General features: G+C 58.5%; 11 protein-coding genes. 7 read left to right on the top strand and 4 right to left on the bottom strand.

The annotated features are described in order from the left end of the window. Positions 1-6 precede the first annotated feature (6 nt). Positions 7-1,461 carry a beta-barrel assembly-enhancing protease gene (locus VEB01_RS14285; protein ID WP_324876534.1) on the top strand — a complete coding sequence of 485 codons (1,455 nt, stop codon included), beginning with the start codon at positions 7-9 and terminating at the stop codon, positions 1,459-1,461. Positions 1,462-1,500: 39 nt separating this feature from the next. Here VEB01_RS14285 and VEB01_RS14280 read toward each other — a convergent pair whose 3' ends face one another. The 3 genes from VEB01_RS14280 to VEB01_RS14270 form a co-directional block, all read right to left on the bottom strand. Beyond that, positions 1,501-3,042: a long-chain-fatty-acid--CoA ligase gene (locus tag VEB01_RS14280; protein WP_324876533.1), complete on the bottom strand. Its 1,542-nt coding sequence runs from the start codon at positions 3,040-3,042 to the stop codon at positions 1,501-1,503. 113 nt (positions 3,043-3,155) lie between these two features. Further along, positions 3,156-3,545: a glycine zipper family protein gene (locus VEB01_RS14275; RefSeq protein ID WP_324876531.1), complete on the bottom strand. Its 390-nt coding sequence runs from the start codon at positions 3,543-3,545 to the stop codon at positions 3,156-3,158. Positions 3,546-3,696: 151 nt separating this feature from the next. Next, positions 3,697-4,914 (bottom strand): UbiH/UbiF/VisC/COQ6 family ubiquinone biosynthesis hydroxylase, encoded by a 1,218-nt coding sequence (locus tag VEB01_RS14270; RefSeq protein ID WP_324876529.1) that lies wholly within the window; start codon positions 4,912-4,914, stop codon positions 3,697-3,699. A gap of 424 nt (positions 4,915-5,338) precedes the next feature. On the opposite strand from VEB01_RS14270, the gene gltB reads away from it, so the two are divergent. The 3 genes from gltB (at position 5,339) to VEB01_RS14255 (ending at position 12,911) form a co-directional block, all read left to right on the top strand. Beyond that, on the top strand, positions 5,339-9,970 hold the full coding sequence (gene gltB, locus VEB01_RS14265; protein WP_324876527.1) for a glutamate synthase large subunit: 4,632 nt from the start codon (positions 5,339-5,341) through the stop codon (positions 9,968-9,970). A 136-nt stretch (positions 9,971-10,106) separates the two neighbouring features. Next, the gene (locus VEB01_RS14260) at positions 10,107-11,546 is read left to right on the top strand and encodes a glutamate synthase subunit beta (RefSeq protein ID WP_324876525.1); all 1,440 of its coding nucleotides are present in this window, start codon (positions 10,107-10,109) and stop codon (positions 11,544-11,546) included. A 534-nt stretch (positions 11,547-12,080) separates the two neighbouring features. Further along, on the top strand, positions 12,081-12,911 hold the full coding sequence (locus tag VEB01_RS14255; protein ID WP_324876523.1) for an EcsC family protein: 831 nt from the start codon (positions 12,081-12,083) through the stop codon (positions 12,909-12,911). Between the two features lie 80 nt (positions 12,912-12,991). On the opposite strand, the gene VEB01_RS14250 is transcribed toward VEB01_RS14255, so the two are convergent. Then, complete coding sequence (locus VEB01_RS14250) at positions 12,992-13,363, bottom strand: YidH family protein (protein ID WP_324876521.1); 372 nt, start codon at positions 13,361-13,363, stop codon at positions 12,992-12,994. A gap of 224 nt (positions 13,364-13,587) precedes the next feature. Here VEB01_RS14250 and adk point away from each other — a divergent pair, with 224 nt between their 5' ends. The 3 genes from adk (at position 13,588) to leuD (ending at position 16,522) form a co-directional block, all read left to right on the top strand. Next, on the top strand, positions 13,588-14,232 hold the full coding sequence (adk, locus tag VEB01_RS14245; RefSeq protein ID WP_324876519.1) for an adenylate kinase: 645 nt from the start codon (positions 13,588-13,590) through the stop codon (positions 14,230-14,232). Between the two features lie 107 nt (positions 14,233-14,339). Further along, positions 14,340-15,884 (top strand): 3-isopropylmalate dehydratase large subunit, encoded by a 1,545-nt coding sequence (leuC, locus tag VEB01_RS14240; RefSeq protein ID WP_349255741.1) that lies wholly within the window; start codon positions 14,340-14,342, stop codon positions 15,882-15,884. Next, positions 15,881-16,522, top strand: coding sequence for a 3-isopropylmalate dehydratase small subunit (gene leuD / locus VEB01_RS14235; protein ID WP_324876517.1), 642 nt, complete (start codon positions 15,881-15,883; stop codon positions 16,520-16,522). The genes leuC and leuD overlap by 4 nt, the downstream gene beginning before the upstream one ends. The last annotated feature ends 14 nt before the right edge of the window (positions 16,523-16,536 follow it).

Raw genomic sequence — 16,536 nt, 5'->3', positions numbered from 1 at the left:
TACATCATGAAATTCGACAAACTGCTCGCATCTCTGCTCATTCTCAGCCTGGGTTCGTTGGCGCTGCAACCCGCGCTCGCGCAAAACAATATCGAGTTGCCGGACATCGGCGACTCGACGGGAACGCTCATGACGCCACAGCAGGAAAGGGAACTCGGCGAAGCCTTTTACCGCAAATTGCACAGTCAGCTCGACATCAGCCAGGATCCGGAAGTCAACGACTATATCCAATCCATAGGCCAGAAGCTTGCAGCCTCCAGCGACACCCCAGCACAGACATTCCATTTCTTCGTTGTCGGCGAGCCCGCGATCAACGCCTTCGCCGGACCCGGCGGATACATCGGCGTCAACTCCGGGCTGATTCTGACCTCCGAAGCGGAAAGCGAACTGGCCTCCGTTCTGGCGCACGAAATCGCCCACGTTACCCAGCGGCATCTCCTTCAAACATTTCAAGCCGCGGGACGCTTATCGCTGCCCACCGCCGCCGCCATGCTGGCGGCCGTTCTGCTGGGCGCGAAATCCGGGCAGTTAGGTCAGGCGGCCTTGATCGCCGCACAAGCCGCCAGTCTTCAGTACCAAATCAATTTCACCCGCGACAACGAGGCGGAAGCCGACCGGGTCGGCATGCAGATTTTATCGAAATCCGACTTCGATCCGCGCGCCATGCCGACGTTCTTCGAACGGATGCAGCAATCCACCCGCTTTGCCGGCCGACAATTGCCCGAATTCCTGCTGACCCACCCGGTTACGGTATCCCGTATCTCGGATACGCGCGGACGCGCGGAGCAGTTTGCATACCGGCAATACCCCGATTCCTTCGCGTACCAAATCGTCCGCGCCAAACTTCGGGTACAAACCGCCGCCAATCCCCGCAGCGCGCTGGATTATTTCAAGGCGGTCAGCGGCCAGGGCACTAAGCTGCAGCAGGACGTCTCCGCCTATGGGTTAGCCTTGGCCTTGATCGCCAATACGCGGGCGAGGGATGCAAAACCCATCCTGCAAAAGCTCATGGACGCGTATCCCGATCAATCCCATTTCGTCAACGCGCTGGCCACCGCCGAACTGGAAACCAAGAGCTACCCTCGGGCGATCCAGCTTTATGAAACGGCGCTACAGCGCTTTCCGGACAACCGGGCGCTAACACTCAACTATGTTCGCGCCCTGCTCACCACTCGCAAAGCGCAACAGGCGCGCAAACTGCTGCAAGAGTACGCCCGCCGTCACCCACCCACGCCGGAGGTCTACAACCTGATGGCGCAAGCCTACAGCCAACTCGGCAACGACGCCGAATCGCATCGTTACGTAGCCGAGTCTTATTACGCTTCGGGACAAAACCGCGCCGCCATCCTCCAACTTCGTCTGGCCAAGAAAACGGCCGGCGATAATTTTTATCTCAACTCCGTCATTGAGGAGCGCTTGAAACAACTGCTTGCCGAGGAGGAAGAGCGGAGAAAACAGTGAGGCGGTAGAAACCTCTGCTGCCGGGAAATTCGGCGGGTTTTATTCGAGATCCTGCACGCCGCGCTCGATTTCGCCGTGTTTCCGAAGTTGTCGCTTGAGGATCTTGCCCGCGCCATTTTTCGGCAATTCCGGGAGAAAGACGATCTTACGGGGAACTTGGTGGCGCCCGAGATGCTCCCGGCAAAAAGCGCGGACTTCGGCTTCGGTCGTGGGCCTCGATTCATCGCTGGCGATATACGCGACCGGAATCTCGCCATGCAAATCATGCGGCTCGCCGACCACCGCCGCCTCGCGGATCGGCGGAAAGCGGTAGAGCACCTCCTCGATCATGCGAGGGTAGACATTCATGCCGTTGACGATGATCAGATCCTTCTTGCGATCGACGATGCTGAAATAGCCGTCTTCGTCCCGCGTCCCCAGGTCACCCGTTAGAAACCATTCGCCGCGGAACACTTCGGAAGTCGCTTCCGGTTGCTTCCAATATCCATTCATCACGCTGGCACCGCGTACGGCAATCTCGCCGACCTCGCCGCACGGCAACTCGCGCCCATCCTCATCGAGGATTTTCATTTCGACTCCCGGTACCGGCAAGCCCACCGTTCCCGGTTTGATGAAGCCGTCGATAGGGTTTACGCAGGTCACGGGCGAACATTCGGTCGGCCCGTCGCCCTCGTAGATCCTGATGTTGAATTTTTCTTCGAAGCGCCGCAGCACGTCGACCGGAAGCGCGGCGCCGCCGGAAACGCAATAACGTACGGAGGAAAGCAGCGGCACACGCTCGTCCCTGAGGCGCAACAATACGGTATACATGCTGGGTACGCCCAGAAAAATCGTGGCTCGACTGGCGTGGATGGCGTCGGCGACCTGATCGGGCTCGAATCGCGGCAGCGGAACGAACGCACAGCCGTTGGTCAAGGGCGTGAGCATGCCTACGGTGGCCGCGAACGCATGGAACATCGGCAAAACCAATAGCACGACATCCTTGCCCGGACGCCAATGCATGGCCTCGCGGACACTTCGGGTATTGGCGACCAGATTTCCATGGGTCAGCATCGCCCCCTTGGGACGCCCGGTGGTGCCCGAGGTGTAGAGAATGACGACAAGATCCTCTTGCGGATCGCAATCGATCTCCGGTATCGGAGCATCCGAGTCCAGAAAAGCTTCAAACGCCACGGCGCCTTCAGCCTCGCCGCCTACGGACACGCGAAACTCTATTCCTGGCGCCGCCTGAAGCACGGATTCCGTCTGTTTCGAAAAGGCCTGATGAAAGATCAAGCCCTTGGCGCCGGAATCGTTAAGAATGAAGCCGATCTCTTCCGTGTTCAGCAGCAGATTGATCGGAACGACGGTCGCCCCGGCTTTCACGATGCCGGTGTAGGCGATGGCAAATTCCGCCGAATTGGGACAATAAAGCGCAACCCGGTCCCCTTTGGCCACGCCTCGAGCCGCCAAAGCCGCCGCCATGCGATCCGATCGATCGCCCATAGTGGCATGATCGATGATCTGGGAGCCGAGGATTACCGCGGGCCGGTCAGGATAAAGCCGGGCGCTTTCCCGGAGAGCATGAATCAACGACGACATGGTGGCACCTTCTCGGACAGGTTTACGCCTTATAGCGGCAAACGCAAAAAAACAATCCCGCCGGTGCCCGGAGCACAACGGCGGGATTGTTTGTGTTTAGACCGATCGGCTTACTAATTAACGACTCTGTGTCCCCGATTGCGGAGGCAGTTGATGTAAGCGCGCTTATATTGATCGTCGCCCGAAACACCAGTGTGAGCACCGCCGCCGATACCGCCCGCGGCTGCGCCGACCGCCGCACCGCCGCCGGGATTGCCCGCTACCGCGCCGATGGCGGCACCCGCCGCGGCACCCAACAATGCGCCTGCAGCGACCCCTTTCGCCGCCTCCGTTCCGGTGCTGCCCGCCTGGCGAGCCAGCATTTTGCATTCCGCCTGGTCCTGCTGTAGCCGATACGCATTCGGATCGTTATAGGTATCCACCACCGGCTCCCATCCGGTATACGTTGCGCAGCCGCTCAGAGCGAATACGGTGCAAAGAAATACAGATAGCTTTTTGACCATAAGTCGTTTCACTCGCATAGGGAGGTTAATCAATGTCTTAGCAATAGCATCAGGAACAAATGTACTGAAAATTGCCACGGGTACTATAGCAAACTCATCGCGCCCGAGCCGCAAGGATAGATGTCATTGCCCATTCCAGGTCATCCCTCATTCAGCCCAAAATGGCTTCGCCACGCGCTAAATTCGGGAGTTGGCCGCCCAAGCCCATCGCATACCGCATCACTATTTTTTTGGCGGGCGTTACGCGCTCCGCCAAACCCAATCCCAAATTCCGGACAAATCGCAACGGGCGGTTCGCGGTCCCGAACACGCGATAGAACATATCCATAGCCGTCATCATGATCAAATTGTTGCTGCGACGCATGCTTTCGTAGGCTTGTAGCGTATTGATCGAACCGATGTCTTGGCCATTTCTGTGGGCGCCGACCAGCACCTGTGCCAGCGCCGCGGCGTCCAGAAGACCGATATTCACGCCCTGTCCCGCCAACGGGTGAATCATGTGGGCCGCATCGCCAATCAGAGCCACGCCCTCCTTACTGTAACTCAATGCGTGTTGACGCTTGAGCGGGAAACTGCCTTTCGCCGTGATCCGGTTGATATCGCCCAGGGCGGTGGGAAAAACGGAGATTAGTTCCCGGAGAAGAACGTCGTCCGGCAAAGCTTTCAGGCGCCTGACTTCCTCCGGCGCCTCGTACCAAACGAGAGACGCATGGGGCCCGTCCAGCGGCAAGAATGCCTGCGGGCCTTTGGGCGTAAACCGTTGCCACGTGATGTCCTGCTGGCCGTATGCGGTTTCCACCGTCAGCACCAGGGCGTGCTGCTCGTAATCCCAACCGCTTACGCCCATGCCGGCCACTTGCCGCACCCGGGAATAGCCGCCATCTGCCGCGACCAACAAACGCGCCGATAAGACGCGGCCGTCCTCCAATTCGACGGTCGAGCCTTGCGGCCCGTAATCGATCATCTTGGTTTTGACCGGGCAGAGAAAATCGATATTGGGAAACTCGACTAGACGATCAAGCAAGGCCAACTGGATCACTCGGTTTTCGACGATATATCCCAAAACCGGCTCGTTGATGTCCTCGCTGCGAAATTCGACATCACCCGACCGCTCCCACACCCGCATCCTCCGGAATGGACAGAATCGACGCGAAGCGATGCCTTTCCAGGCACCCACCGTCTTAAGAATGCTGGCGGATGCGACACTGACCGCGGATACCCGAAGGTCGTGGGCTTGCTCCGGCGCAAAAGCCGGCGGCGGGGCATCCTCAATTACGGCCACTCGCAGGTGACTTCCTCCGAGGCCGCAGCCCAAGGTGGCTCCGACCATGCCGCCGCCCACAATGATCACGTCATATTTTTCGGTCATTCTAATTCCCCATGGTTAGCGCGCATGCTCCACCTTGTTGCGGAACCGTCGTAATTTTCCGGCAATAAAGTAAAGGCAACCGGGCTCGGCAAGCAATACTGGCCTCTTATCGCCGCTTCGGGGACAGATGGTCAAGCGGCGAACGAGATCAATCTCCGCACCGAAACAAATTTATTTTGCCGCATTTGTGCTAAGCGCCAAGCGCACAGCGGGGGCGCCCTTGAAAAGACCCGCCGGATTCTTTATATTTCTTGCCCATTTGGCTAAAGGGCGGCCTCACGTCGTCATTTCGGACACCCCAAAAAGTAACTGCGAACACGAATTCTTGACGGCCGCGGCGGTCCACTACTGGAACCGCATTATTCATTCTCTTGTAAACCGCGAACCGGCAATAGAAAGACCACACCCCTGACAGAGGTATACCATGAGTTTCAACGCCATACCCGCCAAGCAAGGTCTATACGACCCACGCAACGAACATGACGCTTGCGGCGTAGGTTTCATCGCTCACATCAAGGGCCAAAAAAGCCACGACATCGTCTGTAAGGGGCTGGAAATCCTAAGAAACCTGACTCACCGCGGAGCGGTAGGCGCCGACCCATTGGCGGGCGACGGCGCGGGCATTCTCATTCAAACGCCGGATGCTTTTCTCCGCGACGAGTGCTCGGCACTCGACATCGCCCTTCCGGATTACGGCTACTACGGCGTCGGCATGCTGTTTCTGCCACGCACCCCGGAACATCGCGCAACCTGCGAAACCATTGTCGAAGATTTCATCCGCGCCGAGGGCCAAACCGTAATTGGCTGGCGCGATGTTCCGGTAGACAGCTCGGCGCTCGGCGAATCGGTCAAAGCCATCGAGCCTGTAATCCGCCAAGTCTTCGTCGGACGGTCGGAAAGCTGCAAAGATCAGGACGCCTTCGAGCGCAAGCTGTTCGTCATCCGCAAACAGATCGACAAGAGAATTCGCGACCTGAACCTTGCCGAAGGCAAGATGTTCTACATTCCCTCGTTCTCGTCCCGCACCTTGGTTTACAAGGGCATGCTGCTGGCAGACCAAGTCGGCGTGTTCTATCGCGACCTCGGCGACGAGAAGATGGTATCGGCGCTCGCGTTGGTGCACCAACGCTTCTCCACCAACACGTTCCCGACCTGGGATCTGGCCCATCCCTTCCGGATGATTGCCCACAACGGTGAAATCAATACCTTGCGCGGCAACATCAACTGGATGGCCGCCCGGCGTCATTCGATGTCGTCCGAAATTCTAGGCGAAGATCTCGACAAGATTTGGCCGTTGATTGCCGATGGCAAGTCCGATTCCGCCAGCTTCGATAATGCGCTGGAACTTCTGGTCATGGGCGGCTACTCGCTGGTCCACGCCATGATGCTGCTGATTCCGGAAGCCTGGGCGGGCAACCCCCTAATGGACGAAAACCGCCGCGCCTTTTACGAATACTATTCCGCTCTGATGGAACCGTGGGACGGTCCGGCTGCCGTGGCCTTCACCGACGGACGGCAAATCGGCGCCACCCTCGACCGTAACGGGCTGCGTCCCGCGCGCTATCTCATCACCGACGACGACACCGTCGTCATGGCCTCCGAGATGGGCGTGCTGACCATTCCGGAACATAAGATCGTCAAGAAATGGCGCTTGCAGCCCGGCAAGATGTTCCTGATCGACCTCGAACAGGGCCGCATCATCGACGATGGCGAAATCAAATCGGAACTGGCGAATCGCGAACCTTACCAGCAGTGGCTCAACGACACCCAAATCCAATTGGAGAAGCTGCCGGCCGAAGTCGCCGCCATGCCACCCGACTCGCAGACCCTTCTTGACCGGCAGCAAGCGTTCGGCTACACCCAGGAAGACATCAAATTCTTCCTGACGCCCATGGCCTTGAGCGGCCAGGAGCCGGTCGGCTCCATGGGTATCGATGCGGCGCTCGCGGTGCTCTCCAGCCGCTCGCGATTGCTTTACGACTACTTCAAGCAGGGCTTCGCGCAGGTCACTAACCCCGCCATCGACCCGATCCGCGAAGAGCTGGTCATGTCGCTGGTGTCCCACATCGGTCCACGGCCGAATTTGTTGGCGCTTCACAATGGCGGCAGCCATAAGCGGCTGGAAGTGCATCAGCCGATCCTTACCAATCAGGACCTGGAGAAGATCCGCCGCATCGAAGCCCGCACCGGGGGCGCTTTCAAGACCAAAACCGTGAGCTTCTGCTACTCGGCCGACACCGGCGCCGGCGGCATGGAACCCGCACTGAAAGCGCTGTGTGCGCGTGCGGAACTGGCCGTGCACGAGGGCAACAACATTCTCGTGCTGTCCGATCGGGACATCGATGCGGAGCACATCGCCATCCCAGCCCTCCTCGCAACCTCAGCGGTACATTATCACTTGACCCGCACGGGTCTCCGCACCAAGGTTGGCCTGGTCGTGGAAACCGGAGAGGCGCGCGAAGTACACCATTTCGCGCTGCTGGCAGGCTACGGCGCCGAAGCCGTCAATCCGTATCTGGCTTTCGACAGCCTGTCCGACCTGCGCGAGAAGCTGCCGGAACAGCTATCCGAAGACGAGGTGCACAAGCGCTATATCAAGGCCATCGGGAAAGCCCTGCTCAAGATCATGTCCAAGATGGGCATCTCGACCTATCAGTCGTACTGCGGCGCTCAAATCTTCAACGCCGTGGGCTTGAGCGAAGAGTTCCTGGACGAGTATTTCACCGGCACCATCTGCACGATCGGCGGCGCGGGACTGAGAGAGATCGCCGAGGAAACCATGCGCCGGCATCGGCTGGCCTTCAGCGATGCCCCGCTGTACCGGAATGCCTTGGACGTGGGCGGCGAATACGCCTACCGGGTTCGCGGCGAAGATCATGTATGGACCCCGGAGACCATTTCCAAGCTGCAGCACGCCACGCGCACCAACAGCTGGGAAACCTATCTGGACTACACCCGCTCGATTAACCAACAAAGCGAGCGTTTGCTCACATTGCGCGGCTTGATGGACTTCAATTTCGACGAACGGGAGTCCGTGCCGCTGGATGAAGTGGAGCCGGTCAAAGAGATCGTCAAGCGCTTTGCCACCGGCGCCATGTCGTTCGGCTCCATTTCCTACGAAGCCCATACCACGCTGGCGATCGCCATGAACCGCATCGGCGGCAAATCCAATACCGGAGAAGGCGGCGAATTGTCGGAACGCTTCAAACCGTTGCCCAACGGCGATTCCATGCGCTCGGCCATCAAGCAGGTGGCGTCGGGCCGCTTTGGCGTAACCGCCGAATATCTGGTCAATGCCGACGATCTGCAAATCAAAATTTCTCAGGGCGCCAAGCCCGGCGAAGGTGGCCAGCTGCCCGGTCACAAGGTGGACGCCATCATCGCCAAGGTGCGGCACTCCACGCCGGGGGTGGGTCTCATTTCCCCGCCGCCGCACCACGATATCTATTCCATCGAAGACTTGGCGCAGCTCATTCACGATCTCAAGAACGTCAATCCGGCCGCGCGCATCAGCGTCAAGCTGGTCTCCGAAGTCGGCGTCGGCACGATCGCCGCGGGCGTGGCCAAAGCCCATGCCGATCATGTGACCATCGCCGGTTACGACGGTGGCACCGGCGCCAGCCCGATCACCTCGATCAAGCACGCGGGTCTGCCTTGGGAAATCGGCTTGGCCGAGACCCACCAAACCTTGGTCTTGAACAAACTGCGCGGACGCATCTGCGTACAGGCCGACGGCGGCATGCGCACCGGGCGCGATGTCGTGATCGGCGCGCTTTTGGGTGCGGACGAGTTCGGCTTCGCCACGGCGCCGTTGATCGTCGAAGGCTGCATCATGATGCGCAAATGCCATCTGAACACCTGCCCCGTGGGTGTTGCGACCCAGGACCCGGAACTCCGCAAACGCTTTACCGGACAACCGGAGCATGTGGTCAATTTCTTCTTCTTCATCGCCGAGGAAGTGCGCCAACTGATGGCCAAGCTCGGTTTCCGCAGCTTCGAGGAGATGATCGGGCGCTCCGACAAGCTCGACATGTGTAAGGCCATCAACCACTGGAAAGCCGCCAAGGTCGATCTGTCCCGTATCCTGTACCGGCCGGAAGCTGCGCCAGGCGTGGCCATCTCCAATTGCGAGCCCCAGGATCACGGGCTGGAGAAGGCTCTGGATCATAAGCTGATCGAACTGGCCCGCCCTGCTCTCGACGAACGCAAGCCGGTTCGCATTGAAATGGGCGTCCGCAACTTCAACCGTACGGTCGGCGCCATGCTGTCCGGCGAATTAGCCAAGCGTCATGGCCATGCCGGTTTGCCTGAAGACACCATCTACGTGCGCATGAAAGGAACGGCCGGACAAAGCTTCGGCGCCTTCCTCGCGGCCGGAATCACCCTGGAACTTGAGGGCGAAGCCAACGACTACGTCGGGAAAGGATTATCGGGCGGACGTATCGCCATCTATCCGTCCCCGGAATCTCCGGTCGTACCCGAGGAAAATATTATCGTCGGCAACACCGTGCTGTACGGCGCCATCGGGGGCGAATGCTATTTCCGCGGTGTGGCGGGAGAGCGCTTCGCGGTGCGGAACTCCGGAGCCATTGCCGTCGTCGAAGGCGTCGGCGATCACGGCTGCGAATACATGACCGGGGGCATCATCGTGGTTCTGGGCTCAACGGGCCGCAATTTCGCCGCGGGCATGTCGGGCGGTGTCGCCTATGTGCTCGACGAGACAGGCGATTTCGAACACCGGTGCAACTTGGCCATGGTCGAACTGGAACCGATTTTGGCCGAGGACATCGCTCTGGAAAATCTGGATCACCAGGGCGGCGATCTGGAAACGCACGGGATGGTGGACATCATGCACGATATGACCCGCCACGACGTTCAGCGCCTCCGCACCCTGATCGAGAAGCACCGTCGTTATACCGGCAGCGGACGCGCGAAGCAGATCCTCGAAAACTGGTCGGCTTACGCACCACGTTTCGTCAAGATTATGCCAGTCGATTACCGAAAGGCGCTCGAAAAGATGCAGAAGGCCAAAACGCAAACCGAAGCTCACCACTAGAAGTACGGGCGCGGTGTAAACGCGCCCCGCGCTGACCAGGACCCACGATTGGAAAAATGGAAGGCGCTTCGGCACCCAGAAGCCGAAGTCTAAAGCTTTCTCGTGCAACAAGGCACAGTAACGAGGTAGAAACAGAATGGGCAAACCCACGGGATTCATGGAAATCTCACGTCAGGACAGACGCTATAAGCTGGTGGCGGACCGTCTCCAGCACTACCAGGAATTTGTCGTCCCGCTGACCGAAGAGGAAGTCAGCCGACAAGGGGCGCGCTGCATGGATTGCGGTATTCCCTATTGTCACCAGGGCTGCCCGGTCAACAACATCATCCCCGACTGGAACGATCTCGTTTATCAAGGAAATTGGCGCGAAGCGATCGAGGTACTGCATAGCACCAACAACTTCCCCGAGTTCACCGGCCGCATCTGTCCGGCGCCGTGCGAAGCGTCCTGCACCCTGAACCTGACCGACGAGCCGGTCACGATCAAGACCATCGAATGTTCGATTATCGACAAAGCCTGGGAAATGGGCTGGGTCACGCCGAGCATTCCCCAGCATCGTACCGGCAAGCGGGTAGCCGTGGTGGGATCCGGCCCCGCGGGACTGGCCTGTGCCCAGCAATTGGCGCGAGCCGGCCACAGCGTCGTGGTATACGAGAAAGCCGACCGTATCGGTGGATTGATGCGCTACGGGATCCCCGATTTCAAGATGGAAAAACACCTGATCGATCGCCGCATCGCCCAGATGCAGGCCGAGGGCGTGGTGTTCCGTCCCAATAGTCATGTTGGCCAGGACATTCCGACGAAAAAGCTGCTCGATAACTACGATGCCGTGGTATTGACCGGCGGCGCGGAAAAGCCGCGTGATTTGAACGTGCCCGGGCGCGAACTTCGGGGCGTTCACTTCGCAATGGAATTCCTGCCGCAGCAGAACCGCCGCGTCGCCGGAGATATGCTTCCCGAGGAAACCAGCATCTGGGCGACGGACAAGCATGTCGTCGTCATCGGCGGCGGCGATACCGGCTCCGACTGCATCGGCACCTCGGCTCGGCATGGCGCTGCATCCATCACACAACTGGAAATCCTGCCGAAGCCCCCGGAAAAAGAGAAAAAAGACGTCACTTGGCCTAATTGGCCCAACAAGCTGCGTACATCCAGCTCCCACGAGGAAGGCTGCGAACGCCATTGGAGCGTTGCCACGAAGTCTATCGAAGGAGAAGACGGTGTGGTTAAGCAAATTCGTTGCGTCAGGCTTGAGTGGACACAGGACGGTGGACGCTGGGTAATGAACGAAATTCCCGGCAGCGAATTCACCTTGAAAGCCGACCTCGTGCTGCTGGCCATGGGTTTCATCCACCCCGTGCACGAAGGCATGCTTCACGACCTCGGCGTGAGCCTCGACGAACGCGGCAACGTCAAGGCCAATACCTTGGACTATCGCACCTCGACGGATAAGATCTTCACCGCCGGCGATATGCGCCGCGGCCAGTCACTCGTGGTCTGGGCCATCCGCGAAGGCCGCCAGTGCGCCCGCTCTGTCGACGAATACCTGATGGGGCACTCGGAACTTCCCCGTTAACCCTCTCGGCTGCCGGCTCACAATCCAAGTGAATCGGCAGCCTCTGCGACCGCGGATTCAATTCACGGCGCAACCCTCGGCTGAGCACTCCGAGCTTGAACCCGGCCAGGCTCGATTCGCTTTCCGCATGAGCCGTGCCGGGTTCGCAAGATAGATCATGCGGAACTGGCCGGGGGCACGGCCGTCCAATTTACCGAAGACTTCAATACGCTCGAACTCGGCAATCAGGATGCTTTTCCTTTTGTCACATCGGTTATGTGCTGCTGAGCGCACTTATTGTTAGGATCGATTATGGCGGCAAAGTCGTTTTGATTCTTCCAATCCCTGATCTCATTTATCCAAAAGCAAAGAATGCCGCACGGCTTTCGGCCGTCTTGCGTTTAACATCATCAAACCGGCACAAGTTTGCGGCGAGCCTAAGCGTGAACTCCGGCCGGCCTAATCACTCCGATCCGTGGCACACTGTCTGGGACCAGGATTGTCCCGATACTTGTTAAAGGCCGATTGGATAAACCGCAAAACGTGGAGCAAGTCATGGCAAAAGCATCGTTAACGCCGGAGGAACTGGAACAGCTTCGCTGGGCGTATCGACATCTGGAACACCCTTCCTTTGCCGCTCGGCTGAGCAATGTGATCGGCACTCCGATCGAACAAACGCTCAAACTGCTACCCAAGAGCTGGCATCAACGCGTGAACAAAGCGGCCGAATTCAGCATCCGTCAAGCCATGCATACGGCGGCAAGGACGCTAGATACGCATGCCATTTCAGGAGCACACGATAACTACCACAAGTTTGCAGCATTCGCGGTCGGAGCGGTCGGCGGTTTCTTCGGTCCAATTGCCTTGGTTGCCGAATTGCCGGTCATCACGTTGCTGATGCTGCGTTCGATTGCCGACATCGCCCGCAGCGAAGGCGAGAATCTGGGCATGCTCGATGCGCGTCTGGCTTGCGTGGAAGTGTTCGCCTTGGGTGGGCGATCGAATGACGACGATGCGGCCGATACCGGCTACTACGGATTGCGGTCAACGTTGGCTTTCCATTTTGCCGGCATCGCTGATTATGGCGGGGCCTCCAGCCTGAGCGTTCCGGCCGGCGTCGGATTGATTCGCGGAATCGCCGCACGTTTCGGCGTCGTCATTTCGGACGAGATCGCCATGCAGATGGTGCCGGTAGCGGGGGCCGTCAGCGGTGCCTTAATCAATCTCGTATTCATGCAGCACTTTCAGGACGTTGCGCGCGGCCATTTCACCCTGCGTCGCCTGGAACGGAAGTACAACCCCGACCTTGTGCGAAAGGAATACGAGCGGACCCAAAAAGGGGAAATTAAATTGATAAGAGGATTCAGCCCCTTGGAAGGGTGGTGACCTGCAGCATGCGGGAGTGCGCTTCAGGCGTCACACGGGCTAATCTATTGACTATGCTGCCGCCCTCCACCTAAGTCGCCTCAAAGCTCGCCCAAAAATAGATAGACAATCAGCGCAATGCCAAGTAGGACGATGACCAGGTTCGCGAGCACCCCTATGCCGGCCCGATAGCCGTCGGGAATCTCCACCGGCTTTAGTGTCTTCAGCACCTTTCGATACTGGATAGTCGACAGTATCGCAATAATTGCTCCGAAAAAAACAAAAGCGATGCCCAGCCAAAACGAAATGCCCTTCTGCAAGGGTTCGCCGGGTTTTGAAAAAACCAGATGCACGAACAAACCGAAGCGCTCGATCACGAACCCGAAGGCCATCCAGGCAAGACTGGTGCGATTCCAGGCCAGGAGAGTGCGTTCGGCTGCGAAGAATACACGCGGGTCGTTAAGTTCGGACATTGGAATGACCTGTTGGTGATCGAAGTGCCGCACTTATTAAACATCAAAATGCAGGTATAACCGATGTCGATTTCACTGGAAGAAGCACTTCTTCGCCCCCCAATTAGAAACGGCCGCGCAACCTCGGAGATCATGGCGGGCGATTGGACTAAAATGCCCCGGTGTGACATTCCCTGCGCATTTGTGACAGAATTGCAAGTTTAATTAACCACGGAGTCCCTGAAATGCGCGTGATCCTTCTCGGAAGCCCCGGATCCGGAAAAGGCACTCAAGCCAAAGCCATAATGGAAAAATTCAATATTCCGCAGATCTCGACGGGCGACATGCTGCGCGCTGCCGTGCGGGAAGGTACGCCCTTAGGTATCGAGGCGAAGAAGGTCATGGATTCCGGCGCTTTGGTATCGGATGAAATCATCCTGGGATTGATCAAGGAGCGTATCGCCCAAGAGGACTGCAAAAACGGGTTTTTACTCGACGGGTTCCCGCGGACGATCGCTCAGGCGGAAGGGCTTGCGGAGATGGGTGTCTCCATCGACCATGTCATCGAAATCGTGGTGGACGACGAGGAAATCGTCAAACGCATGAGCGGCCGGCGCGTGCATCCCGCTTCCGGACGGACGTATCACGTGATCTTCAACCCGCCCAAGGTCGAAGGCCGGGACGACATCACCGGCGAACCCTTGATTCAGCGGGATGACGACAAGGAAGAAACCGTGCGCAAGCGCCTGCAGGTTTATCACGAGCAGACCAAGCCATTGGTAGGCTACTACCGGCAAAAAGCCGAACGGGAAGCCGTCAAATTCTCCAGCATCGATGGCGTCGGCAGCGTTGAAGCCATTCGGGACAAGATTTTTTCACTGTTGGAATGATTTTGGTTTGTCGGGCAAGCCTCGACTGAAACATCCATGGGACGCCTCCTGAGGATTTAGCTGGAGCGTCACATTCCCCGTATAAAACTCGCCATCAACAAGAGTCTATGGCCGCCAAAACCCTTTACGACAAATTGTGGGACGATCACGTGGTTTACTCCGAACCGGACGGATCGACCCTTATTTACATCGATCGTCATTTAATTCACGAGGTAACTTCGCCGCAAGCCTTCGAAGGGCTAAGACTGGCGGGCCGTAAGCCCTGGCGCATCGCAGCCAATTTGGCGACAGCCGATCACAATGTGCCGACGACCGGACGCGAACACGGCATCAGCGATCCTGTGTCACGGCTTCAAGTCGAAACACTGGACCGGAACTGCGCCGACTTCGGCATTACCGAGTTCGATATGACCGACGACCGTCAGGGCATCGTGCACGTGATCGGGCCCGAACAGGGCGCGACCTTGCCCGGTACGACCATAGTCTGCGGTGACTCCCACACATCGACCCACGGAGCCTTCGGCGCCCTCGCTTTCGGGATTGGCACATCCGAAGTGGAGCATGTCCTGGCCACGCAATGCCTGGTTCAGAAAAAAGCCAAGAACATGCTGATCAAAGTGGACGGGCAGATCGGCACAGGCGTCACGGCCAAGGACATCGTGCTGGCCGTCATCGGCAAGATCGGCACCGCCGGCGGCACCGGATATACCATCGAATTCGCGGGATCGGCGATTCGCGGCTTGTCGATGGAGGGACGCATGACCGTGTGCAACATGGCGATCGAAGCCGGCGCCCGAGCCGGGCTGGTAGCCGTCGACGAAGTGACGATCGCTTACCTGGAAGGCCGGCCCTATGCCCCGAAAGAGGAATTGTGGGACAAGGCGGTAGCGGCTTGGCGGCAACTTCGCAGCGACGAGGATGCCGTATTCGACAAGGTGGTCGAGATCAATGCTGCCGATATCAAACCCCAAGTCACCTGGGGCACTTCGCCGGAATTGGTATTACCCATCGATGCCGCGATACCCGACCCCGAGAAGGAAACGGACTCGGTAAAACGTGAAAGCATGAAGCGGGCGCTGCAATACATGGATTTGAAACCCGGCACGCCCGTTACCGACATTCGCGTGGACAAGATCTTCATCGGTTCATGCACCAACGCCCGCATCGAGGACTTGCGCGCCGCCGCCGAGGTGGTCCGAGACCGTAAGCTCGCGAGCAACATCAAACAGGCCCTGGTGGTTCCTGGATCTGGACTGGTGAAACGCCAGGCCGAGCAAGAAGGCCTGGATCGGATTTTCCGGGAGGCCGGTTTCGAATGGCGCGATCCCGGATGCTCCATGTGCCTCGCGATGAACGCCGACCGCCTGGAGCCGGGGGAGCGTTGCGCATCCACGTCGAACCGTAACTTCGAGGGACGCCAGGGTTATGGCGGCCGCACCCATCTGGTGAGTCCGGCCATGGCGGCGGCGGCGGGTATCTACGGCCATTTTGTCGACATGCGTCAAATGCCGGCGACACCGCCTGCCGCAAACGAACCGGATAAAGCATCGACAAAGAAAGCACCGGAGAAATCGGCTGCCGCCCCGAAAAAATCCAAACCCGCTCCGTCGCCCCAAACTCAATCCGTGCGCAAGAGGAAATCCAAGCAATGAGAGCTTTTCGCCGCCTTACGTCCAGAGTCGTGCCTCTGGACCGCGCCAACGTGGATACCGACGCAATCATTCCTAAGCAGTTTCTGAAATCCATTCGCCGTAGCGGCTTCGGGCCCTATCTGTTCGATGAATGGCGCTACCTGGATCGTGGCGAACCCGACATGGATTGCTCGCACCGGCCTTTGAACCCGGATTTCGTGCTCAATCAAGCGTGCTACTTTGGCGCGCGAATCCTGTTGACGCGCGAAAATTTCGGCTGCGGCTCATCCCGCGAGCATGCGCCCTGGGCCTTGGAAGACCATGGTTTTCGCGTCATCATCGCGCCGAGCTTTGCCGACATTTTCTACAACAACTGTTTTAAAAACGGCCTTCTGCCCATCGCGCTCCCACTCGAGGCCGTCGACAGCCTCTTCAATCAGGCGGGTCCCGGCTTTGATCTCACCGTGAATTTGGAAACCCAAACGATCACCACCGTATACGGTGACAAGATCCATTTCGAGATCGACCCTTCGCGGAAATACCGCCTGCTCAACGGCTTGGACGACATCGGCCTGACCCTCCAACACGCCGACAAAATCCGGGCTTACGAAGCAAGTCGCCGCCAGGAAGCGCCGTGGCTGTTCCCGGAATATGCCTAAGTTCCCAAAAATAA

The sequence above is a fragment of the Methylocaldum sp. genome (genome assembly GCF_035627495.1).
In the GTDB taxonomy this organism is placed as follows: Bacteria; Pseudomonadota; Gammaproteobacteria; order Methylococcales; family Methylococcaceae; genus Methylocaldum.
Note: the sequence above shows the minus strand (reverse complement) of the source record. Positions and strands in the feature narration are given on the sequence as shown.

What these genes read in the sequence shown, in the direction of transcription:
- VEB01_RS14285 (WP_324876534.1), top strand. Translation starts at nt 7, where the DNA reads ATGAAATTCGACAAACTGCTCGCATCTCTGCTCATTCTCAGCCTGGGT.
- leuD (WP_324876517.1), top strand. Translation starts at nt 15,881, where the DNA reads ATGAGAGCTTTTCGCCGCCTTACGTCCAGAGTCGTGCCTCTGGACCGC.
- VEB01_RS14250 (WP_324876521.1), bottom strand. Translation starts at nt 13,363, where the DNA reads ATGTCCGAACTTAACGACCCGCGTGTATTCTTCGCAGCCGAACGCACT.
- VEB01_RS14255 (WP_324876523.1), top strand. Translation starts at nt 12,081, where the DNA reads ATGGCAAAAGCATCGTTAACGCCGGAGGAACTGGAACAGCTTCGCTGG.
- VEB01_RS14260 (WP_324876525.1), top strand. Translation starts at nt 10,107, where the DNA reads ATGGGCAAACCCACGGGATTCATGGAAATCTCACGTCAGGACAGACGC.
- adk (WP_324876519.1), top strand. Translation starts at nt 13,588, where the DNA reads ATGCGCGTGATCCTTCTCGGAAGCCCCGGATCCGGAAAAGGCACTCAA.
- VEB01_RS14275 (WP_324876531.1), bottom strand. Translation starts at nt 3,545, where the DNA reads ATGGTCAAAAAGCTATCTGTATTTCTTTGCACCGTATTCGCTCTGAGC.
- gltB (WP_324876527.1), top strand. Translation starts at nt 5,339, where the DNA reads ATGAGTTTCAACGCCATACCCGCCAAGCAAGGTCTATACGACCCACGC.
- VEB01_RS14280 (WP_324876533.1), bottom strand. Translation starts at nt 3,042, where the DNA reads ATGTCGTCGTTGATTCATGCTCTCCGGGAAAGCGCCCGGCTTTATCCT.
- leuC (WP_349255741.1), top strand. Translation starts at nt 14,340, where the DNA reads ATGGCCGCCAAAACCCTTTACGACAAATTGTGGGACGATCACGTGGTT.
- VEB01_RS14270 (WP_324876529.1), bottom strand. Translation starts at nt 4,914, where the DNA reads ATGACCGAAAAATATGACGTGATCATTGTGGGCGGCGGCATGGTCGGA.